20 protein-coding genes and 4 pseudogenes are annotated in these 22,002 nt (G+C 51.5%); 13 read left to right on the plus strand and 11 right to left on the minus strand.

The window, feature by feature from the left end:
- Positions 1 to 39: 39 nt before the first annotated feature.
- Genes sctF through O1V66_RS09155 form a run of 7 tightly spaced genes read left to right on the plus strand, consistent with a single transcriptional unit; the run spans position 40 to position 3,323 of the window.
- The gene (sctF, locus tag O1V66_RS09125; RefSeq protein ID WP_414058453.1) at positions 40 to 348 is read left to right on the plus strand and encodes a type III secretion system needle filament subunit SctF; all 309 of its coding nucleotides are present in this window, start codon (positions 40 to 42) and stop codon (positions 346 to 348) included.
- A gap of 21 nt (positions 349 to 369) precedes the next feature.
- Positions 370 to 666, plus strand: coding sequence for a type III secretion system inner rod subunit SctI (gene sctI / locus O1V66_RS09130; RefSeq protein WP_045046703.1), 297 nt, complete (start codon positions 370 to 372; stop codon positions 664 to 666).
- A complete protein-coding gene (locus tag O1V66_RS09135; protein ID WP_045046702.1) occupies positions 663 to 1,385 on the plus strand; it encodes an EscJ/YscJ/HrcJ family type III secretion inner membrane ring protein in 723 nt (240 codons plus the stop codon). The genes sctI and O1V66_RS09135 overlap by 4 nt, the downstream gene beginning before the upstream one ends.
- Positions 1,378 to 1,938, plus strand: a complete 561-nt coding sequence (locus tag O1V66_RS09140; protein ID WP_052673374.1) for a hypothetical protein — start codon at positions 1,378 to 1,380, stop codon at positions 1,936 to 1,938. The genes O1V66_RS09135 and O1V66_RS09140 overlap by 8 nt, the downstream gene beginning before the upstream one ends.
- Entirely contained in the window at positions 1,913 to 2,587 is a 675-nt protein-coding gene (locus tag O1V66_RS09145) for a hypothetical protein (protein WP_045046701.1), read from the plus strand. The genes O1V66_RS09140 and O1V66_RS09145 overlap by 26 nt, the downstream gene beginning before the upstream one ends.
- Before the next feature lie 17 nt (positions 2,588 to 2,604).
- Positions 2,605 to 2,826: a hypothetical protein gene (locus O1V66_RS09150; RefSeq protein ID WP_045046700.1), complete on the plus strand. Its 222-nt coding sequence runs from the start codon at positions 2,605 to 2,607 to the stop codon at positions 2,824 to 2,826.
- Positions 2,820 to 3,323, plus strand: a complete 504-nt coding sequence (locus O1V66_RS09155; RefSeq protein ID WP_045046699.1) for a hypothetical protein — start codon at positions 2,820 to 2,822, stop codon at positions 3,321 to 3,323. The genes O1V66_RS09150 and O1V66_RS09155 overlap by 7 nt, the downstream gene beginning before the upstream one ends.
- A gap of 61 nt (positions 3,324 to 3,384) precedes the next feature.
- Here the strand turns inward: O1V66_RS09155 and O1V66_RS09160 are convergent, their stop codons facing one another.
- Positions 3,385 to 4,617, minus strand: coding sequence for a hypothetical protein (locus O1V66_RS09160; protein ID WP_269128275.1), 1,233 nt, complete (start codon positions 4,615 to 4,617; stop codon positions 3,385 to 3,387).
- Positions 4,618 to 4,907: 290 nt separating this feature from the next.
- Positions 4,908 to 6,332: an aminotransferase-like domain-containing protein gene (locus O1V66_RS09165; RefSeq protein WP_045046697.1), complete on the minus strand. Its 1,425-nt coding sequence runs from the start codon at positions 6,330 to 6,332 to the stop codon at positions 4,908 to 4,910.
- 419 nt (positions 6,333 to 6,751) lie between these two features.
- Here O1V66_RS09165 and spy point away from each other — a divergent pair, with 419 nt between their 5' ends.
- The 3 genes from spy (at position 6,752) to O1V66_RS09180 (ending at position 9,909) form a co-directional block, all read left to right on the plus strand.
- Positions 6,752 to 7,246 carry an ATP-independent periplasmic protein-refolding chaperone Spy gene (gene spy, locus O1V66_RS09170; protein WP_045046696.1) on the plus strand — a complete coding sequence of 165 codons (495 nt, stop codon included), beginning with the start codon at positions 6,752 to 6,754 and terminating at the stop codon, positions 7,244 to 7,246.
- 298 nt (positions 7,247 to 7,544) lie between these two features.
- Positions 7,545 to 9,611 (plus strand): carbon starvation CstA family protein, encoded by a 2,067-nt coding sequence (locus tag O1V66_RS09175; RefSeq protein ID WP_045046695.1) that lies wholly within the window; start codon positions 7,545 to 7,547, stop codon positions 9,609 to 9,611.
- A complete protein-coding gene (locus O1V66_RS09180) occupies positions 9,604 to 9,909 on the plus strand; it encodes a YbdD/YjiX family protein (RefSeq protein WP_045046694.1) in 306 nt (101 codons plus the stop codon). Before O1V66_RS09175 ends, O1V66_RS09180 begins: the two co-directional genes overlap by 8 nt.
- Positions 9,910 to 10,273: 364 nt before the next feature.
- Here O1V66_RS09180 and kdgT read toward each other — a convergent pair.
- Positions 10,274 to 11,271: pseudogene (gene kdgT, locus O1V66_RS09185) on the minus strand (2-keto-3-deoxygluconate transporter).
- A gap of 250 nt (positions 11,272 to 11,521) precedes the next feature.
- A pseudogene (gene araD, locus O1V66_RS09190) lies at positions 11,522 to 12,216 on the minus strand (L-ribulose-5-phosphate 4-epimerase).
- 278 nt (positions 12,217 to 12,494) lie between these two features.
- Between araD and osmB the strand changes: the two are divergent.
- Positions 12,495 to 12,713: an osmotically-inducible lipoprotein OsmB gene (gene osmB / locus O1V66_RS09195; protein ID WP_414058455.1), complete on the plus strand. Its 219-nt coding sequence runs from the start codon at positions 12,495 to 12,497 to the stop codon at positions 12,711 to 12,713.
- 273 nt (positions 12,714 to 12,986) lie between these two features.
- Here osmB and yciH read toward each other — a convergent pair whose 3' ends face one another.
- Both yciH and pyrF read right to left on the minus strand, forming a co-directional pair.
- Positions 12,987 to 13,316 carry a stress response translation initiation inhibitor YciH gene (yciH, locus tag O1V66_RS09200; RefSeq protein ID WP_045046691.1) on the minus strand — a complete coding sequence of 110 codons (330 nt, stop codon included), beginning with the start codon at positions 13,314 to 13,316 and terminating at the stop codon, positions 12,987 to 12,989.
- 11 nt (positions 13,317 to 13,327) lie between these two features.
- Entirely contained in the window at positions 13,328 to 14,056 is a 729-nt protein-coding gene (gene pyrF, locus O1V66_RS09205) for an orotidine-5'-phosphate decarboxylase (RefSeq protein WP_045046690.1), read from the minus strand.
- Between the two features lie 205 nt (positions 14,057 to 14,261).
- On the opposite strand from pyrF, the gene O1V66_RS09210 reads away from it, so the two are divergent.
- Positions 14,262 to 14,558, plus strand: a complete 297-nt coding sequence (locus O1V66_RS09210; RefSeq protein WP_045046689.1) for a hypothetical protein — start codon at positions 14,262 to 14,264, stop codon at positions 14,556 to 14,558.
- An 11-nt stretch (positions 14,559 to 14,569) separates the two neighbouring features.
- On the opposite strand, the pseudogene lapB reads toward O1V66_RS09210, so the two are convergent.
- The 3 genes and pseudogenes from lapB to pgpB form a co-directional block, all read right to left on the minus strand.
- Positions 14,570 to 15,740 (minus strand): annotated as a pseudogene (gene lapB / locus O1V66_RS09215) (lipopolysaccharide assembly protein LapB).
- Between the two features lie 6 nt (positions 15,741 to 15,746).
- Positions 15,747 to 16,055: a LapA family protein gene (locus O1V66_RS09220; protein ID WP_045046687.1), complete on the minus strand. Its 309-nt coding sequence runs from the start codon at positions 16,053 to 16,055 to the stop codon at positions 15,747 to 15,749.
- A gap of 259 nt (positions 16,056 to 16,314) precedes the next feature.
- The gene (gene pgpB / locus O1V66_RS09225; RefSeq protein WP_045046686.1) at positions 16,315 to 17,085 is read right to left on the minus strand and encodes a phosphatidylglycerophosphatase B; all 771 of its coding nucleotides are present in this window, start codon (positions 17,083 to 17,085) and stop codon (positions 16,315 to 16,317) included.
- Between the two features lie 316 nt (positions 17,086 to 17,401).
- Between pgpB and ribA the strand changes: the two genes are divergently transcribed.
- Positions 17,402 to 17,992, plus strand: coding sequence for a GTP cyclohydrolase II (gene ribA, locus O1V66_RS09230; RefSeq protein ID WP_045046685.1), 591 nt, complete (start codon positions 17,402 to 17,404; stop codon positions 17,990 to 17,992).
- Positions 17,993 to 18,067: 75 nt separating this feature from the next.
- Here ribA and acnA read toward each other — a convergent pair.
- A pseudogene (acnA, locus tag O1V66_RS09235) lies at positions 18,068 to 20,744 on the minus strand (aconitate hydratase AcnA).
- A 260-nt stretch (positions 20,745 to 21,004) separates the two neighbouring features.
- The gene (gene cysB, locus O1V66_RS09240) at positions 21,005 to 21,979 is read right to left on the minus strand and encodes an HTH-type transcriptional regulator CysB (protein WP_045046683.1); all 975 of its coding nucleotides are present in this window, start codon (positions 21,977 to 21,979) and stop codon (positions 21,005 to 21,007) included.
- Positions 21,980 to 22,002: the final 23 nt, after the last annotated feature.

Below are 22,002 nucleotides of genomic sequence, written 5' to 3' on the forward strand. Positions count from 1 at the left end.
ATCACTGGCTAGTCAATAAACCTTAAAAGGAGCATTCCTGTGTCTGAATATAATACTTCGCGGTCCTCACGAGTGGCAGGTTCATCAGAGTTCATTATGGAGTTATCGGGTAACTTCGACTCGGGTGTTACCGGCCTCAAGACGAAATTAAATAAAGCGCTTGAAAATCTGAGCGGGAGCGGCACTCCCGGTGCCAAGGGTTCCGGCAACAGTAATACTTCCGACCCCGTACTTCTGGCCGAGTACCAGGCTGCTCTTTCTGCCTATACCCTCTTTTGCAATGCCCAATCCAGCTCTGTGAAAGCATTCAAAGATATCGCGGCAGCGACAATTTCCAACTTTAGATAAAGATAATTAACAGGGTATATCATGCAAAATGTGCAGGCTGTTCATGATTTTTCGACAAAAAGTCACTTCTCTCTTAAGGAGGACTCTTACATTACGCTCGAAGATAAAATGATCTCGGCTTATGCCGCCGGAGTGCAGCAGTATGACTTGAGAAAACAACATGTCCTTGACTTGGTCAATGCAGCAGGATCGGTAAGTTCGCCTGAAACGTTGTTTGCTATTCAACAACAAACGGCTGATTACAATATCGAAGTGTCATTAATCAGTGCATTAACGCGCAAAGCGACGGGTGCCGTGGAGACATTATTGCGGGCATGAAAATTCTCCACATTTTTATCGCCCTTATCATTCTTCTTGTGACGGGTTGTAAAGAGCAACCATTACTCAAAGGGCTTGATCAACGCCAAGCCAACGAAGTTATTGCTCTTCTCCAACGAAACAATATTCAGGCCGAGAAAAGCGATTTAGCAAAAGAAGGATATCAGGTCGTGGTCGATAAAAAGGATTTTAGCGCTGCCGTAGAGCTGCTGGGCATCTATAACTTACCGTCCAAACCCCGGATGGAAATTGCGCAGATGTTTCCTTCCGACTCACTGATTTCTTCGCCCCTTGCTGAAATGGCCAGGCTTTATTCAGCTATAGAGCAGAGACTCGAACAGTCGATTATGGCCCTTGAGGGCGTCACTGCCGTACAGGTTCATGTCAGTTATCAGTTTGACTCTGGCAGCAATGTTAATAAAAAGGAACCGGAACATGTTGCGGCCCTGATTAGTTATGACCGACAGGCCGATACCGCGCTGATGATCAGTGATATAAAAAGATTTTTGAAGAACAGTTTCGACAATCTTAGCTACGATAATATTTCTGTCGTACTCACTGCTTCACCGGCACTTCCTCTTGTGTCTCCGACTTCCATCAAGCCTGCATTTTCATTAATGCGATACTGGTGGGCCGCACTGCTAATGGTTTTGACACTCCTCTGTTCAGGATTTTTTATATGGCGTAAAACCTTTGCTCCAAGGGATACCGATGCGTGATGCGGCTATGTTGCAAACTGTTCTCTTCAATCCCTGTGCATGGATTCATAAAGACAGATTGGTCATCCCCGAAAATTTCAATAATCAAAAATGTCTTGGCCTGATTAATCAGGCTTTGATTAAACAGTACAGTCTAGGAACAGAAATACCCAAGATAGTGAAAGGTTCTTTAACCGGAATGGTTATTGAACACTGGTTCGCTTTGCCACGTATTTCGCGGATGCTGGCCTGTCAAAGATATCGTGCGGCGTTGCAGTATCAGGGAGAATTCAATCATCTCTCCGCCAGTGATCAGAATTTCTGTAAACTGGAAAGCGCCGATGTTCAACCCGTTTATATTGGCCGCCCCATTATGTCCCTCTGTCTTGATGCCTGTGGCGCGCATATGCTTGTGAGCCTTTCTCCGTTACTGCCCCGCGTCATTGCACAACGCATTTCTCTTCTTTTCAGCGAAAGCGCCATGCTGCGGCAACTTGCCCCTGCGCCCAAGGCTCTTTCACCAATGCATTTCAAATTGGCTATTCAATATGCACAACACTCTGCCTCCCTTTGACCCCAAAGATGCGCTGGATGGCGTTCTCGTTCCCGCTCACGTTCTATCAGAGAGGAAAAAGTCACAATCGCTTCTTGAGCAGGCGCAGGGCTATGCCAAAAAAATTGTAAAACATGCAGAGCTTGATGCCTGTGATATCCGCAATACAGCTTTTAGTGCCGGTTATCAGGCAGGGATCATGCTGTCGGTGACTACGGTGGCTGATTATCTGCAAAACAGTGACGAAATTTATCGGCAATTTCATGCGCAAGTGAACCGAAGCATGCAGCACAATTTACGTCATGTTCTAGACGGCGAAAAAATATTTGGTTTACTGATTGAAGGTTGGTTAGGCGAAATCATTCAGAAAAAGGAGCGACAAAAGCCCCTTGTTCTTTTGATTCCGGCGCTTTCACCTAATACCCAATCTGATTTGGTAGCCTTTATCAAAACGATATGGAAAGGCGAAGTACAGGTTAAACACCACGCAGAAAACCGCTATGTCATTAAACATGACGACATGATTGCAGAATTTGCACCCGAAGCCTGGATAAGTCAGCAAAAAGTAGCCACGGAATACTCGCAACAGTTAATGAAAGAGCTCTCATTGCTGTCTCGCGAAGCTGTCGAACACCTGCTGGGTGAATTGGCCAAAAGGCTCATTAATTAAAAAAACATGGAGTCTCGATGAATAATATTAACGGCAACATCAGCGTAATCCCTTCATTTTCTTCAAATTCATCTGCACAGCCCATGACGTTGGAGGCGCGCATAAAAGAAAGTGTCATCGAATCGGCCCTTACACCTTTTGAAGAAAGTTATCGTAAGCTGGTCAAACATATCTTTGACCAATCTCTTCAGGAACTACAGCAAAAAATCGACGATGAAAAGGAGCCTATTTCGTGGTGAAAGCAGGAATCAATATCTCCAGACTCTGGCTCCCCATGATGAGTTCAATCACTTTGGCTCTCGGCGGTTGTGCATCTCTCATTTCACCCCCTGTGACGCCAAACAACAGCATGGTGTTTTGCAGAAACGTTATGAGTGAAAATCCAGCCCTTGTTTATCAACAAATGATCGACTGTATTCATACCGGAGAAGCGCAACGCGCCACTTTCCTCTATGCACAAGCCGGCACGTTGACCTGGTATCAATCATTAGTCGATAAAAAAGAGTCGAGCAGGATAAGACATAAAACGTTGGCGGGTGAGGCGTTGAGTACACTGAGTGACTCTGACCGCCGTAAATTTAGTGCTCAGGTCGAAGCGACGTTTGATGATGAAAAAACGACACGGCTTATGTGTTCGAAACTGGTGAGGCCGACGGGGTCCAGTGCGGCCGACAGCAGTAACGGCTATGAGGATAAATGGTTGCTGGCAAAACGAGGTTATCTGCATTGTTCGTGAACGGACTCAATAACGGCCTGCTCAATACCGCCGCGCTTCTTTCAGCCTCTGGCTCTGCTTATCAAAGCGACTGATTGTTCGGCGATATTTTACGTTTTCTGACTTGCTGCTCGGTGACTGATTCAGTTTTTATTGCTGCGCTTCTGAGGCTCAATTGAGATCGAGGGTGCTCGACCAGATAGTTGCCGTTGAACCGATGCATCGACATGGCGTCCAGCGTGCCCAAATAAGGCAACTCAAGCGCTGTTGTCATGGAGAGATCGATGCCGAGGGTAAACAATTCAACAATATCAATGACTTTATCAGGCTGTATAAGGCCGCTCATTTCAATGATCATGCCTGTCATGTCTTGTCCGGCAAGACCCGCGGCTTTCGCCGTCGAGAGGCTTAAACCGTGGCCCAGGGCCAGACTTCCAAATCCCACCGCGCCGATAGCGCGCAGGGCAAATTGCGTGATAAATCTGAGACTTCCAGAGACATTGCCGGGGAAGACAAATTGGCGCACGGTATCTCCGCCAACTTTAAGCTGGATGCCCGGAACGACCGTATTCAACGCCTTGTTAACCTCGACATTTCCTTCAAGTCGGTTAACGGTTTCGATAATGTAATCGCATTGTCCGCAATGCCATTCGTCTTTCCATTTATCGAGTTTGATATTCAGGCCAAAATGACTGACACGCATGCCCGTAGTGCTCGCTTTGAGTCCCACAGGCACACTGACAAACTTATTCAGATCGATACTCGCGCTTATTCCTCCTTCGAGATGGATAAAAGGTTGTAGATAAAGGCTTTCTATAGAATGACCTCTAAATATGCTTTTAAAAACCTCCATCGTAGGAATGACAAGCTGCATTTGCAGCCCTGTCTTGGCATACCCGCCGGGGAGTTCAGGAATCGGTGTTGTAAAAGCGACTTGCAGCATTAGCAGTGGCGTTCTAAGACAGCATCCCTGCTGCAAGACATGCAGTAATGCTTTGCAGGTTGAGGTCAACGGGTGTTGAGAAAGAAGCTGATTGATTTGTTCATCGATGACCTTGACTACGATTTGGTCGGTTTCCGAAAGTGTCGACTTTGCTACTGCCTCATTGCAGATGTTGACCCTTTGCGCGCAGAGCTTTTCCAGTTTAAGGAAATCGGATTCGCCAAGCTGTTTCTCCAACTCTTTACGGGAGCTTTCCAACGCGGAGTCAACTTGCGTCAAGGTTGCCGTAATCTGTTGCTGATAAGTGGCATTAAGAGACTCTTTCGCGCCATTACAAAGATGGTAAAGCATATCGAAAGGCTTGAGCAGCATGCCTATCCACGATTTTTCGCTCGCACTCATCTTATCGAGCACAGTTTGTTGCGGTGAGTGAGGGTCTTTACTGTCGATGACAAAGAGGTTGCCGGATTCGGCATCCCCAAGATTCTCGGGGGCTTCACGGCATCAGGCCTGAACTCTTCCCGATGCGGACTAGACTGGGCGCTTTCGATTTTCATGTTTCTCTCATGCCATAAATTCAAAATAATTTAATAACACAGGGGAAAAGAATCCGATTTTATAAAACGCTCATTTTAAGAGGTCATCAATGACCCCCTACCTGTCTAGCTATTTTCCAGTTCACAATGCACAAGCTCACCCAAGGTAATGAGCGCTTTTTCAGCGCGTGTGTTCCATTCAAAGGAGGTGTTCAGCCTTAAACAGTGTTTATAGCGATCGTCTACCGCAAACATCGTGCCAGGGGCAACACTGATGCCTTTGGCGAGCGCCAGCTGGTAAATTTTGGTTGCGTCGATGTTATCTCCAAGATGGATCCACAGAAAGTATCCTCCCGCCGGTTGGCTAACATGAATCTGTGGCGGAAAAGCAGAGAGAATGGCATTGCGCATGGCAATTTGCCGGAGTTCCAACTGGCGGCGAAGGCGCTTTAAATGCGCATCGTACCCTCCCTGATGCAGAAAATCCGCCAGCGCCAGCTGGACGGGCACACTCGCCGAAAGCGTGCTCATGAGCTGCAATCTCTGTATTCGCGACGCATAGGCACCTGCCGCGACCCATCCAACACGGAAACCCGGCGCCAGACATTTCGAAAAGGATGAACAATGTAGAATCTGTTGGCTGTAAGAAGACATTTTCAACGGGTCGGGCCGTTCACCGTTGAAGTAAAGTTCTGCATAAACATCGTCTTCAATGAGGGCAACACGATGCTTTTGCAGGATTTCCACCAGCCGTGCCTTTTTCTCGACAGACAGCGTACAACCCAACGGATTCTGGAAATTGGACATCAACCAGCAGGCCTTGATGGGATAGGTGGCCAGCGCCTGCTCCAGCGCCTGTAAATCCATGCCCTGTTGCTCATCCATCGGAATCGCGACTGCTTTTAACTTACGTCGTTCAATTGCCTGCAATACGCCATAAAAGGCAGGAGATTCGATAGCAACCCAGTCACCGGGCTGTGTCAACACCTGCAGGCTCAATCCCAGCGACTCCATGGCGCCCGAAGTAATGACAATTTCGTCGGGCGTGACTTCCATACCATGATGCGCATAGCGCTGGGCAATCTGGCGGCGGAGTTCGTCATTGCCCGGCGGCAGGTTGGCGATGGCGCTGTGCGGCGACATTCGTCTCACCGCACTGGCGAGCGAGCGCGCCAGTCTTGGCTGCGGAAAAAGCGTGGGATCGGGAAAGGCAGAACCAAACGGCACAATATCGGGGTCTTGCCCGGCCTTGAGGATGTCGAAAATCGCGTCATTAACGTCTATCTGCTCCGCAGCATGCAGCGTATGCAAGCCGCTATCCGCCCTCTCCGGCTGCTGACGGGCCGCAACGTAATAGCCGGACTGGGGTTTGGAAAGGATTGTGCCCTGACTTTCCAGAAGCTGATAGGCCTGCAAGACGGTCATCAGGCTAAAACCTGACTGCTTACAGCTTTCCCTTAAAGAAGGCAGTTTCTCGCCGGGCAGCCAGACCTGGGCATCTATCTGTCGACGCAGCGTTTGTGCCAGTTGCTGATAGCGTGTCAGACTCATGATATTTATGCCTACTGTTATAGGTTAATCCTGCATTACTCCAAGGTTACCCTGTTTCGGCTTCATGCACGAGATAACGGTATCCAAAAATTGGCGCTGATGATTATTTGCAGTTCATCATAATCTCATGGAAAGTCCAGCCGCCAAATCTCATGGAATTCTCGGTAGAGAATAATCTTAAAACCCTTTGTTTTTCAGTAATCCACAGCGAAATCCTTACGAATTCCAAACAATTCCTCCACGATCGATGTAATTATGACACGCCTGCTTTCAGACATTTACAGTACCTCGCACTACTATTCATTTCAGGATGTAGACTGTATTTCGTCAACCCGACAAGGCATAACACTTGTCGACTTAACAAGACAAAACTAGCTGGTTTAGAATCTGGCTATAACAGAACAATGAGGAATTGAATTATGCGCAAACTTACCGCAATGGTTGTGGCTTCAACTCTGGCTCTGAGCTCGGCTTCTTTTGCTTTCGCGGCAGAAACCACGCCAGCCACCCCAGCTCCGGCCCAGACTCAGGGCAAAATGGACCACCATAAAGGTCCACGCCACCATAATCCGTTTGCCGGTCTGAACCTGACCGAACAGCAGCGTACGCAAATGAAGGCGCTGATGAAAGATTCTCCGCGTCCTGACCGCGGCGATATGAAAAAGCAAATGGATACCCTGCATGGTCTGGTCGCGTCAAACAGCTTCGACGAGTCCAAGGTGAAAGCCGAAATCGATCAGATTTCACAGGCCCAGGCGGCTCGCATGCTGGAACGCGCCAAGGTCGAGAACAAGATGTATAACCTGCTGACACCTGAGCAGAAAAAGCAGTTTAATGAAAATTATCAAAAACACGGCGAAAAAATGGCCGAGCATCAGCGCGAACACAAAGCAGATGCCAAACCTGCTGCGTAATCCGACCTGACATTTATTGTGTTGAACCGGCCTCAGGGCCGGTTTTTTTATGCCCGAATCAGAGCCTCGTACCGCGAATATGTCATCTCCCGCCTTCCTCACTCACTGAAAGCGTTTACTGCATCACACTTCTGATCCTCTGTTTGATTTTGCGGCTGTGTATTGCCGATTTTTGCGCTGTAATCCTCAATGACTGCAACAAGTTACCTCTGGCAGTAATGGGCCCGTCCCGTTCGTGCCGCGCAAATGACAAAACAATAGTGACCCCCAAGGTTGCATCTTGAAGGAGTGGTTTAACATGAAAAACGTCAAGTCCGGAATTATCTGGCTGGTGGTGGCGTTAGTGGGAGCCTTTGCTTTTGGTATGCTGGCGCTACGCCGCGGCGAACACGTCAACGCCGTTTGGCTGGTGATCGCGGCCATCGCCTGCTACAGCATCGCCTACCGTTTTTACAGTCTGTTTATCGCCAAAAAAGTCTTTGGTCTGGACGATCGCCGAACGACGCCGGCGTTTCGAAAAAATGATGGACTGGATTATGTTCCCACCAATAAATGGGTGCTGTTCGGACACCACTTCGCCGCCATAGCCGGTGCGGGTCCCCTGGTTGGCCCTATTCTCGCGGCGCAGATGGGTTTTCTGCCGGGCACCATCTGGATTCTGGTGGGTGTCATGCTTGCCGGTGCCGTGCAGGACTTCCTTATCCTGTTTATCTCGACCCGACGCGATGGCCGTTCGCTTGGCGAAATCGCCAAGCAGGAACTCGGCGAATTTGCCGGTGTAGTCACCATGCTCGGCGCGCTCGGCGTGATGATTATCATCCTCTCCGCGCTGGCGCTGGTGGTGGTGAAAGCCCTGGCCGACAGTCCCTGGGGTTTATTTACCATCGCGGCAACCATTCCAATCGCCCTGTTTATGGGCATTTATATGCGTTTCCTGCGTCCCGGTAAAATCGCCGAAGTGTCCATTATCGGTTTTGTGCTGATGATGCTTGCAATTATTTACGGCGGCAATGTGGCGCAAGACCCGTATTGGGGGCCGTTCTTTACGTTACACGGCACCACGCTGACCTGGGTTTTAGTGATTTACGGTTTTATCGCGTCTGTCTTGCCGGTCTGGCTGTTGCTGGCTCCGCGTGACTATCTTTCTACCTTCCTGAAAATCGGCGTGATTCTGGGTCTGGCTGTCGGCATCGTGTTTGCCATGCCCGAGATGAAAATGCCCGCCGTGACCAAATTTATCGACGGTAGCGGACCCGTATTCTCCGGCGGCCTGTTCCCCTTCCTGTTTATTACCATTGCCTGTGGATCCATATCCGGTTTCCATGCGCTGGTGGCCAGCGGTACCACACCAAAGTTGATTGAAAAGGAAAGTCATATCCGCTTTATCGGCTATGGCGCGATGCTGATGGAGTCGTTCGTTGCCATTATGGCGCTGATTTGCGCTTCGGTTATCGATCCGGGCGTGTACTTTGCCATGAACTCCCCGGCGGCGCTGATTGGCACCACCGTTGAAAATGCCTCTCAGGTCATCAACGGCTGGGGCTTTGTCGTAACACCCGAAATGTTGACGGCCATTGCGCGCGACGTGGGCGAGCAGTCAATACTCTCCCGTGCGGGTGGTGCGCCAACCTTCGCCGTCGGCATGGCTCACATTATTACCGACGTGTTCAACAGTCGCGCCATGATGGCATTCTGGTACCATTTCGCCATCCTGTTTGAAGCGCTGTTTATCCTGACCGCCGTCGATGCCGGTACTCGCGCCTGTCGTTTCATGGTGCAGGATCTCGTGGGTGTTGCCGTGCCTTCACTGGCCAATAACCGCTCCTGGGTAGGAACCCTTGCCGGAACCACGGTTGCTGTCGCAGGATGGGGATTCTTCGTTTATCAGGGCGTGGTCGACCCACTCGGCGGCATCAATACTCTGTGGCCTCTTTTTGGTATCGGTAACCAGATGCTTGCCTCGATGGCGTTGATTCTTGGTACCGTTGTATTGTTTAAAATGAAGAAACAGCGTTACGCGTGGGTCACTATCTTGCCCACCATCTGGCTGTTCATTACGTCCATGACTGCGGGTTGGCAGAAAATCTTCCATCAAAATCCCTCGATTGGATTTTTGGCACAGGCCAAAAAATTCTCAAACGGTATCGACAATAATATGGTCATTAAACCGGCTAAAACGCTGGCCGACATGCACACCATTGTCATGAATAACCAGATCAACGCCGCGCTGTGTGGTTTCTTTATGCTCGTTGCCGTCACGATGCTGATTTCGGCTATTTTCGTGATTCGTCGTGCCCTGAAGTCACCGCAACCTACCGTGCATGAAACCAGTCCGCTTGCGACTCGGGAGGCTCGTCATGTCTGATTATGGATTGCCTTATCGCCATCAACCGCTTCATCGGCTCACCATTACGCGCTGCCAGCCGATGGTGCCGCAATCGCCGCGACCCGAGACACTCGGGCAGTGGATAGCCTTTATCGGAAAAGGGATCGCACAGAGTTTTCGGCTGATGGTCGGGGTACAGGATTACCCCAATTATGTCCGCCATATGCAATTGCATCATCCCGAGCAGACGCCCATGACGGAGAAAGCCTTTCATCGATATTGTCTGGATGCGCGTTTTCCTAGTGAAGCCGGAAAACTGGGGAAATGCCCTTGTTAAGCCAATCAGCAAGTATTCAGTCTGAGATAAACCTGATAAAGATCTGATTTTTACACCAGTGGCTGCCGTTTTACGACAGCCACATTAAAGCATTGAAATGATAAAGGAGAGGCATCTTCAAAAGCTTTTTAGCGAGAATAAGGCGGCAACTGAATGAATCTCCAGGAGCTTACATCAGTAAGTGACTGGGGTGAGTAAAGGAAACCAACGCCGTCATCGTTAAAATAATAAAGGAGAGGCATCTCCAAAAGCTTTTTAGCGAGGACAAGGCGGCAACTGAATGAATCCCCAGGAGCTTACATCAGTAAGTGACTGGGGTGAATGAAGGAAGCCAACGCCGTCATCGTTAAAAAGAAGAAGGAGATTATTTGATGCGCGCCAACTGATCGTCGATATTGACCTTCCCTTTGACCGCACGATTCTTGATACGTTTTGACCACATCGCTGTCAGTATGGGCACCAGCACGGAGGTCACTATCACCGACGTCGCTACCAATGCGGTTGCCGCCGGGGCGACGTCTCTGAACTGCGGCACCATTTCGGCAATCAGCACTGGCGTGGCAACCGCTGCCCCTGCCGAACCTGACGCCGCTACCCCTGCGGTACCATCGCCGCCGCCAATAAATTTATCTGCCAGCATCAGTGGAATACCGGTAATCACGATAACGGACAGGCCCAACAGCACGCCCAGAAGACCGGTTTGCAAAATGACACTCAGATTGATGGTGTTGCCGAGCGCGAAGGCAAAAAAGGAATAAGCGTCTGCACAGCCTTGCCAAAGAATTCGCGCAGTTCGGGATCCAGATTCCCCAACGCGAAGCCGACCAGGAATGGCAGTACCGCACCGATAAAGACGTGAGGCTCAAAGGAGGCGATACCTGCGGTGCCGAGAATAATCATGGTCATTAAAGGACCTGACTCCAGAGACATCAGTACAAAAGCGCCCGCCTCTTCCTTGGTGCCATATTGTTGCATGATGGAGGCATAGAGTCCGCCGTTGGTCATGTCCATGGATGCGACAAGCGCCAGCACCGACAATCCAGCGAAGAAACCAAATTCGACCCCATGCTCCGGAATGAATTTTGAAGCCAGCGCCGCCACAACCCAGGCGACGGCAATTTTGGTGACCACCAGCGTACCGGATTTACGCAAAACGGTACCGGTTGCGCTGAGTTTAATAGACGCGCCCATACAGAAAAACCAGACGGCCAGAATGGGCACTGTGCCGGTTATCAGACCATTTGAAAAGGAACCCAAATACTTACCGGAGTCCGGTGCCAGCGTATGGCAAATTGCGCCAATAAACAGCGGCACCAACATCATTCCACCAGGGATTTTCTCGATTGCACGTTTTATTTGCATGTTGTACCCACCTGAGTAACAGAGCATCAATTGAGGTGAACGCGCCGGATATTCGGCCGATAAGCGACAATAACTTCGCTGATGGATGCCAAAGTATCTATTTCTTGAACGAATAAAAGTGATCGGGAACATAAAAATGAAACAACGTTTCTTTTTTAAAGATCCCTTGTTTCTATTTGTGATGGCGGGCAAAAAAACCCGTATCAGGCGCGACACGGGCAGAGAAAAATGGGCAGGTTGGGAGGTCGTGCTATTGCCCGTAATAGGCATTTTTGCCGTGCTTGCGAAGATAATGCTTATCAAGGAGAGTCTGTTGCATCGGTTCAATCCGGGGGTCAGCTGTTGTGAAAAGATCCCCATATAGGCAATTTCTTCCAGCACCACGGCATTGTGTACCGCATTGTCGGCATCTTTTCCCCACGCAAACGGCCCGTGGGAATGCACTAAAACGGCTGGCACATCATTCGGCGAAAGCTGTCGCTGCGAGAAAGTCTCGACAATCACTTCTCCCGTCTGCCACTCATAGCGGTCGGTAATTTCACTGTCGGTCATCATTCGCGTGCAGGGTATCGGACCATAAAAATAGTCGGCATGCGTGGTGCCCCAGGCGGGAATGTCACGGCCAGCCTGCGCCCAGATCGTTGCATGACGAGAATGGGTGTGAACAATGCCGCCTATTTCGGTAAAACGTTGATAAAGAATACGGTGCGTGTCGGTATCGGACGAAGGCTTTTTACTCCCCTCGACGACATTGCCCGTTTCCAGTTCCACGACCACCATGTCATCCAGCCCCATGTGCTGATACTCGACCCCTGAAGGTTTAATCACCATTAATCCCTGCTGGCGGTCGATGGCGCTGACATTGCCCCAGGTAAAAGTCACCAGCTTATGTTGTGGAAGCGCCAGATTGGCTTCGAGTACTTGTTCTTTCAGTGACTTAAGCATTGGGATGTCCTTGAATTGGCTCTGGACCTATTCTGGGATCACTGTGTATCGGAGGGTATGGGTGAAATGGCTAAAGAGTGCGTGCAGTTCTGCTGCAATAACAATTTTGACAGGCAGGTAGCTTTTTGTGCGCTGCCCATTTGGCGAAAAGTTTAATTAAGAATATTTACCTATCCACTGATTTTAGTAATGAGTAATTTAATGATGTTACGCAAAGTAGCCAAAAATTAACTATACTTATAAGCGTTATTTAAGTGATCCTTTAGAGGAGTATGACAATGTTATTAAACAAACGTGTTGCCAGTATTGGCTTGGTTCTCGTTGTAACTTTATCTGTGAGCGCCTGTGGTGGTCACTGGTCAAATCGAGATCGTAATACTGCTCTAGGTGCCGGTGCCGGTGCATTGGGCGGCGCTGTATTAACGCGTGGTAGTGCTCTGGGTACCGTTGGCGGCGCTGCTGTTGGCGGCGTAGTGGGTCACCAGATCAGCCGATAAACCAGAATTTGACTTTATTGCAATATAAATGGGCGACGTCAGTAAATTAAAGTAAATAATTGTCGAAAATTTATATTTGGCTTAATTAACTTTTATTCCTTAACTGTACACATCCAAAATTTTCACCTCTGAATAAAACGCGCCCGCTATTTTACCCGCTGGCGCGTTTTTTTATTGCGTGAAAGCCTGACGCTTACCACGAAAAAAATATAATTTCAGTGATTCGGGTTAATGAGCGCAGCCAACAACGTTATCGAGCCAGGGACGCCGGAGTTAGCCGCCGGCGAGTTTCACCTTGTACCCCTTGACCTCAAGCAGTTGCTTTAACAAATCCCGCTTGTCACCCTGAATTTCAATGACGCCGTCTTTTACCGCCCCGCCACAGCCGCATTTTTTCTTGAGTTCTGCGGCCAGCTTTTCAAGCGTTGCGTCATCGGCATCTACGCCGGTTATCAGACACACGCCCTTGCCTTTGCGGCCACTGGTTTGGCGCTGAATGCGCACTACGCCGTCGCCTTTCGGCCTTTCGACCTTTGCTTTCGGCTCTTCTATTCTTCCGCTGTCGGTAGAGTAGACCAGACGGCTGTTGTCATCACTTTTCATCACGGCTCCTCTCACGCCAACGAGGCGCGAATATCCTTCAGGGTTTGCGCAGGCGAGGCGGATTGGGTGATCGGACGGCCAATAACCATGTAATCGACCCCGGCAAGCTGTGCGTCACGCGGAGTCATCACACGGCGCTGGTCGTCGGCGGCGCTACCGGCAGGACGGATGCCCGGCGTCACCAGCTTGAAGGCATCGCCCAAACGGGATTTAAAGGTCACGGCTTCCTGCGCGGAACAGACTACGCCGTCAAGGCCATTATCGCGGGTCAGGGTCGCCAGACGCAGGGCATAATCTGCCGGACTCTGGGTAATGCCCAGGTCGGCAAGATCGCTGGCTTCCATGCTGGTCAGCACGGTCACGGCAATCAGCAACGGCGCATCCTTGCCAAACGGCGTCAGGGCATTTTTCGCCGCTGCCATCATGCGCGCGCCACCGCTGGCATGAACATTGACCATCCACACCCCGAGATCGGCCGCAGCGGCAATCGCATGGGCAACCGTGTTCGGGATATCGTGGAATTTAAGATCAAGGAACACGTCGAAATTGCGATCGTGCAGGTCTTTTACCAGCTGCGGACCAAACAGGGTAAACATCTCTTTGCCGATTTTAAGGCGGCAATCACGAGGATCGATGCGATCCACGAATTCCAGCGCCGCTGACTTATTGGCGTAATCAAGAGCGACTACAATAGGCGATGATTTCAAGTCGTTGTTATGAGGGTTATTTTCTGACTTCATTTCTTCACCTTTTGCAAGTTTTCAACATAAGAAGGGTAGGACAAAATTCTGACGCCCGCATTCTACATGGCATCCAGCCTAAAGCCCAGCCAATCGTTTGCGACTTTAAAAGAGACGATGTTACGGTTTTATGAATTTTTTGTGAACGGCTAGACAGTCAATGTCGACTGGCATAATTTGATGTTTTATTTTAGGAAACTTAACCATGAGCGAGATTTCTACCCTATCGATCAAGATCCCGGCAGCGCTGAAAGAGCAAATCCGCGATGCGGCGTTATCGGGCGAGCACTCTCTTAGCGCCGAAGTTTGCGCCAGACTGGAAAAAAGCTTTGCGGTGACGGATGAAAAAAACGGTAAAGCGGAGAAATTTGCGATTGATAATCAGCATCTGGGCGAGCAAACCGAACCGGCACTCACCCAGAAAGAACTTAAAAAACTACGGTTGTTAATCAATAAGTCAGCCGGTAAAACGACGGCAAAATCCACCGGCAAAAAGAAGTAGTCCCACGTTTTTTATTGTCCGTCGAGACCCCGTATCGGTTTCACCGTTGCCCAGGCACGGCACGACGGACAATGCCAATACAGCGAATGGGCAGTAAATCCGCATTTATGGCAACGATAGCGCGGCTTGGTACGGATCTGCTTCTCCGACCATATCTCTTAGCAGCACCAGACTCTCTTTTGCCCGCCCTTCTTCCGCGTCCGCCAGGTGATAGTCCATCAAATGATGAAATACGCGCATGGTAGGATGGCGTTGCAGCTGGCGATTGATATACAGCTGAGCGACTTCACGCCCCTCTTCCTGCTGCAATACCTCGGCCAGCATAAGCTCGGCGGTCGCGCCAGTATTTTCCTCGACGCAGCGTTTTAGAAACTCGGCCCATTCCAGCTTGTTGCCAAGATGCTGATGGCACTCCTGCAACATCGGCAGCGTTTCGCTCACCACTTCTTTATCTTGCTCCAGTACGCGTTTCAGCGCATCGGCGGCCTTGCTGTATTCGCCCTGTGCAATCAGGATTCGACCTTGCATGATAGAAACGCGGGCGCACAGCCTGTCGGCGGAAGCGGCTTTCTTGAGCAGACCGGCGGCCTTGTCGAGATCGTCTCCGGCCATCGCCTGTAACGCCAGCTCGCAGTAGAAATGCGCGATCTCCTGCTTCTTGTTGTCCTTGCCGAGCTTGACCAGTTTTTCGGCGACATCAATCGCGCTCTGCCAATCGCTGGTGGCCTGATGGATGATAAGCAACTGTTGCAGCGCGAGCAGCTGGAAATCCTGCTCTTTGACCAACTGATTGAACATGTCTTCGGCGCGGTCATAGAAACCCGCCGCCATGTAGTCACGGCCGAGTTGCTGAATAGCCAGCAGTCGCTGCTCGAAAGTCAGCGACGCGCTCTCCATCAGCGACTGGTGAATACGAATCGCGCGGTCCACCTCGCCTCGGGAGCGAAACAGATTTCCGAGAGTCAGGTGAGCCTCGACGGTGTTGCTGTCCTCCTTCAACATATCGAGGAACAGGTCGACCGCTTTATCTTGTTGATTCGAGAGTAAGAAGTTTACCCCCGCTACATATTCACGAGATAAACGGTTGGCATTCTGCTGTTTATCCTGTTGTGAGCTTCTGCGCCCCATATACCAGCCGTAGGCGGCGGCAACGGGCAATAACAGAAACAGCAGTTCTAACATAGAAGGTTATTCCTTACTGACCGCATGCTGCTGTTCGGCAGGCTCGGTCGAAGCGGGTGCAATTTGCTGCTCGAGGCGTTTGATTTTACGCTGTGCACGAGCATGCGACAGGCGAAGTCGCAGATAAAACAGGCCGCAGATAACCCATCCAAGCACAAAACCGGTGGCAAACAGCACCGCCAGCAGAGTCGATACGCGGTAATCGCCCTGTGCCAGTAAATAGTTAAAGGTGACTACCTGATCGTTATGGGCACCCAGAGTGATGGAAATCACGACGATGACCAGCACGAACAAAAAAATCAGCAAATATTTCACATTCATTCCTGTAATGCCGGAGAGTCCGGATAAATTATGCCAAAAACTGACGTCCTAACCTAATAAGTTAGCATTTCCCAACACGTCAGGGAAACATTGAGGCCGGATAAAAGGGGGATTGCGGAAAGTTCAGCCAACCCGTTGGCAATATTGCTGCCCGTCTTCCATTATCCGTCCTTAACTATAGGCTTTTTCGGCAGATTATTGTGCGGCCATGAAAATTATATGGGGGCAACAATCACAAATTAAAGGCCAAAGGCTATTGGGGTTCGCGCGCCTCGATTTCCTGCTGTTCCTGCACGGGCGGAGTAAAGGGTCCGCAGAGTTTTTGTGCCAGCCAGCATGACAGCGTGACCAATATCCAGCTGATGGCCACCGACGCCATTAAGTCTCGCGGCCAGTGCATGCCAAGCAGAAGGCGACTCGCCATCACCGCGCCGGCCCAGACCAGCAGCACGGCAATCGTTTTATAGTGGCGACGCGGCCAAAGCAGCCCAACGCCAAGCAGCGCCCAGCTGGCGGCAAACATGGTATGGCCGGACGGGAACGCAAAGCCGGTGTCTGCCTGCCAGCTTTTGCCAAGCCAGTGCGGGATCTGCGCCTTGTCTTCCATGTTCATCAACTCTTCATGAACCTGCCGGCTCCGCGCCTTGCTCTTTTGCTCGTAAAAGGCTGCGACGTCCATGCCCTGCGTCTTGCCGAGCCATTGCACATAAGGCCGCGGCTCCTGCACCTGCTGCTTGACGTAGGTTTTGACACCCTGCCCAATCAGCACCGCCGCGCTCAGCAAAATCACCAGCACTACCGCCGGTTTGAGGCGATAACGCAGGCACCACAGGAACCACGCGCACAGCAGAATATTGGTCAGCGTTCCCCAGGGCGCACTAACCGTCTCTGTTATGATGTAAAATGGGCGTAAGATAATGTCACGCATACCGGGCGACCAGAGCCAACCGCTTATCCACACCAGTGCAGGCATCAACAAGAGCAGCAGCGCTGCGCAGGATGTCCTTATAGCGATTTGAAACATTGTATGGCCCTAATATCTAAAGATTCATGAAAATGAAAGGTATAATGCGCATTCTACGCAGCGGCCTGCAACGCAGTCCAGCCGTGAATGTTATACTTGCGAATAATATTTGGGCGACCCGCCGTGTATGACGAGCATCACGGGACGGGCCTCGTGTTATCCCATTGTTTGACCCTCTGGTCAAAAATTTAGGGCTTTATCTACGCAGCCGTTGAATGGCGTGAAGGAATAGGCAGATTTTTTCTGGTCAACCTGTTCATCTCTACGTAGGATGCGCCACAAGAATTAAGAATAATTGCAGGTTTTGGAGAGTAACATGCAGCTGAAACGGGTGGCAGAAGCCAAACTGCCAACGCCTTGGGGCGATTTCCTGATGGTGGGTTTTGAAGAGTTGGCAACCGGGCACGATCACCTCGCGTTGGTGTTTGGCGATATCAGTGGCGATACGCCGGTGCTTGCGCGCGTGCATTCCGAGTGTCTTACCGGCGACGCGCTGTTCAGCCTGCGCTGCGACTGCGGTTTTCAGCTCGAAGCGGCACTCAACCACATCGCCGAAGAAGGCCGTGGCATCCTGATGTACCATCGTCAGGAAGGGCGTAATATTGGTCTGCTGAATAAAATCCGCGCCTATGCGTTGCAGGATAAAGGCTACGATACGGTCGAAGCGAACCACCAGCTCGGCTTTGCCGCCGACGAGCGTGACTTTACGCTGTGTGCCGATATGTTCAAGCTGCTCGGCGTCGACGCGGTGCGTCTGCTGACCAACAACCCGAAAAAGGTCGAGATCCTGTCCGAAGCGGGCATCAACATCGTCGAGCGCGTGCCGCTGATTGTGGGTCGCAATCCCAAGAATGAGCACTATCTGGCCACCAAGGCGGCAAAGATGGGCCACCTGCTGGATAAATAATCTCCGCCGCGTCTCAAAACAAAAAGCACCGACAGCTCGGTGCTTTTTTTATGGCGTTAATCCTCTGATGCAGGATTACAGCATCTTGCGGATAACATAGTGCAGGATACCGCCGTTCTCGAAATAGGTCAGCTCGTTGCCGGTATCGATTCGGCTACGCGCGTTGATTATCTCTTTGTGACCATCGGCATAGGTGATGTGCACCGGCACCTGCTGTCCGGGTCTCAAGGTCTGCATCTGGCTCACGCTGATGGTTTCGTCGCCCTTGAGGTTCAGCGTTTTGCGGTTCACGCCCTCCGGGAACTCCAGCGGGAGAATCCCCATCCCTATCAGGTTCGAGCGGTGAATTCGTTCAAAAGATTCGGCGATAACCACGCGCACGCCCAGCAGTCGCGGTCCTTTGGCCGCCCAGTCACGGCTCGACCCTGAACCGTACTCTTTACCCGCAATTACCGCGGTCGGCACACCTTCACTCTGGTAGCGCATGGCCGCGTCATAGATTGCCAGCTGGTCGCCAGAGGGAATATGGCGAGTCACGCCGCCTTCCACGCCGGGCACCATCTCGTTACGAATACGGATATTGGCGAAAGTCCCGCGCATCATGACTTCATGGTTACCGCGTCGTGAACCGTAGGAGTTGAAATCGCCGGGCTGCACGCCGTGTTCGCCAAGATAGCGCCCTGCCGGACTCTCTTTCTTGATGTTACCGGCCGGAGAAATATGGTCGGTGGTTACCGAGTCGGCCAGAATCGCCAGGATCCGTGCATCCTTGATATCCTGAATAGCATCCGGTTCGCGTTTCATATCGCTGAAGAACCGGCGGATGACGGATGTAGGTCGAGTCTTCCTGCCACGCGTAGGTAGGTGTGCCCTCCACCTGAATATTCTGCCAATCCTTGTCGCCGTTGAAGACTTCGGCGTATTCGCGGTGGAACATGTCGGTTTTCACCTGCTCGACCGCTTTGGCGATTTCGTTGGCCGATGGCCAGATATCGCGCAGATAGACCGGATTGCCCTGCGCATCATCACCCAGCGAATCGTGCGTCAGATTGACTGACATATTGCCCGCCAGCGCATAGGCGACGACCAGCGGCGGAGAAGCCAGCCAGTTGGTTTTAATCAGCGGATGAATACGTCCCTCAAAGTTACGGTTACCGGAAAGTACCGCGCCAACGGTTAAATCGCCCTGCTTGATGGCGGTTTCTACTGCGTCCGGCAGTGGCCCGGAGTTACCGATACAGGTGGTACAGCCGTATCCGACCAGATTGAAGCCGAGTTTTTCCAGCTCAGGCATCAGGCCTGCCGCGTTGAGATACTCGGTCACCACTTTGGAACCCGGCGCCAGCGAGGTTTTGACCCACGGTTTGCTTTTCAGCCCGCGAGCGGCGGCATTTTTTGCCAGTAAACCGGCGGCCATCAAGACGCTGGGATTGGAGGTGTTGGTACAGGAGGTAATTGCGGCAATCACCACGGCACCGGTTTTCAGCTGTAACTGCTGATTGTTGTAGGTGAAATCGACACTTTCACTGTGGTTTGACAACAGGTTGGTCAGCTCAAGTTCGGTCGCGGCTTTAAAGGCTTGCGGCACATTCGGCAATGCCACGCGGTCCTGCGGACGTTTAGGACCGGCAAGACTCGACTCGACCTCGGCCATATCCAGTTCCAGCGTGCTGGTAAACACCGGCTCATCGCCCTCATGACGCCATAATCCCTGCGCCTGACTGTAAGCCTGCACCAATGCAATCTGTTCATCGCTGCGGCCGCTGAGTTTCATATAACTCAAGGTCACATCATCGACCGGGAAGAAACCACAGGTAGCCCCGAATTCCGGTGACATATTGGCAATGGTCGCGCGGTCCGCCAGCGGCAGATCGGCAAGCCCATCCCCATAGAATTCAACGAATTTGCCCACCACGCCGTGTTTACGCAGCATTTGCGTCACGGTCAACACCAGGTCGGTTGCGGTAATGCCCTCACCCAGTTTTCCGGTGAGTTTAAAACCTACGACATCGGGGATAAGCATGGAAACGGGCTGGCCCAGCATCGCCGCTTCGGCTTCGATACCGCCACAACCCCAGCCGAGCACGCCCAGACCGTTGATCATCGTGGTGTGCGAGTCGGTGCCGACCAGCGTGTCCGGGTAGGCCACTTCTCTGCCATCCTGTTCTTCGTGCCACACGGTCTGCCCCAGATACTCGAGGTTAACCTGGTGACAAATCCCGGTTCCCGGCGGCACAACGCGGAAACGGTTAAAGGCTTTCTGGCCCCAGCGCAGAAAAATGTAGCGCTCGTGGTTGCGCTCCATCTCCAGTTTTACGTTTTCGCCGAAAGCCTCGCGATCGCCAAACTCATCGACGGTCACCGAGTGGTCGATGACCAAATCGACGGGAGAAAGCGGGTTAACCTGATTGACGTCACCGCCGAGGCGTTCAACCGCCTGACGCATGGCGGCAAGGTCGACCACGGCAGGCACGCCGGTAAAGTCCTGCATCAGCACGCGCGCAGGGCGATAGGCAATCTCGCGGTCGGCGTGACCGGTTTGTTGCCAGTCGACGATAGCCTGTAAATCGTCCTCGGTGACGGTATCTCCGTCAATATTACGCAGCAGGTTTTCCAGTAAAACCTTCATGGATTTTGGCAGCCGGTCAATGTTGCCCAAGGTGGCCGCGGCTTTCGGCAAGCTGTAAAAGTGATATTCCTTATCGAGGTTTGCCAGCTTATCCTGACTATTCTTGCGAAGATCGGACGACATAGCTTCTCCTTTGTCACGCGCTTTTCTTGTGTATGGCTCTAACATTCAAGTGTAGCCAGCGGGAAAGACCCGCCAGACCGTAAGTGTTCTATTAAAGATAACACAAATTAGAATTAACACTTTTATAACAACACGAACTGCTAACTCATCCTTGTGGAAAATAGGGATTACAGCCCGTATTCAGTGTGCGAATGGGAGAAGGCGAAAAGCGGAGACGGGAAAAGCGAACCGGGCCGCAATAGTGCGGCCCGATGAGGAAGTTACTTGTGCGGCAGTTTGATGTCTTTGAACAGGGCTTCGATATCTTCGTTGGAACGCAGCGCGATGGCGCTGTCGACCACGTCTCGCGTGAGGTGCGGAGCGAAGCGCTGAATGAAGTCATACATGTAGCTGCGCAGGAAAGTGCTGCGACGAAAGCCGATTTTGGTGGTGCTGTGGGTGAAGATATCGCTGGCATCCACCGTGACCAAATCAGGATCCTGTACCGGGTCAACCGCCATGCTGGCGATAACGCCCACACCGAGTCCGAGACGCACATAGGTTTTGATCACGTCGGCGTCGGTCGCGGTAAAGACGATGCGAGGCGTAAGACCGGCGCGATTGAAGGCGGTATCAAGTTCCGAGCGGCCGGTAAAGCCGAAGGTGTAGGTCACAATCGGATACGCCGCCAGCTCTTCGATAGTGACCTTTTCTTTGCCCGCAAGCGGGTGATCGGGCTGAACCACCACCGCGCGGTTCCAGTGATAGCAAGGCAGCATGATAAGGTCATCATATAAATGCAGCGCTTCGGTCGCGATGGCGAAATCGGCATTGCCTTTCGACACGGCCTCGGCGATTTGCGTAGGCGAGCCCTGATGCATATGCAGCGACACACGCGGGTAGCGCTCGATAAAGCCCTTGATGACATTCGGCAGCGCGTAGCGTGCCTGTGTGTGCGTGGTCGCGACATACAGCGAGCCTTTATCGGGATAGGTATGTTCTCCGGCAACGGCCTTTATGGCGTCAACCTTTGACAGCACTTCGCGGGCTATGCGGATGATTTCCTGTCCCGCGGGCGTAACCTGGGTAAGATGTTTACCGCTACGGGCAAAAATCTGGATCCCGAGTTCATCTTCCAGCATGCGAACCTGCTTGCTGATGCCAGGCTGTGAGGTGTAGAGGCCTTCTGCCGTCGAAGAGACGTTCAGATTGTGATTAACAACTTCTACGATGTAACGCAGCTGCTGCAATTTCATATCTTATACCATCCTAGTTGCAA

Origin of the sequence: Rouxiella chamberiensis (assembly GCF_026967475.1) — a bacterium.
GTDB lineage: Bacteria > Pseudomonadota > Gammaproteobacteria > Enterobacterales > Enterobacteriaceae > Rouxiella > Rouxiella chamberiensis.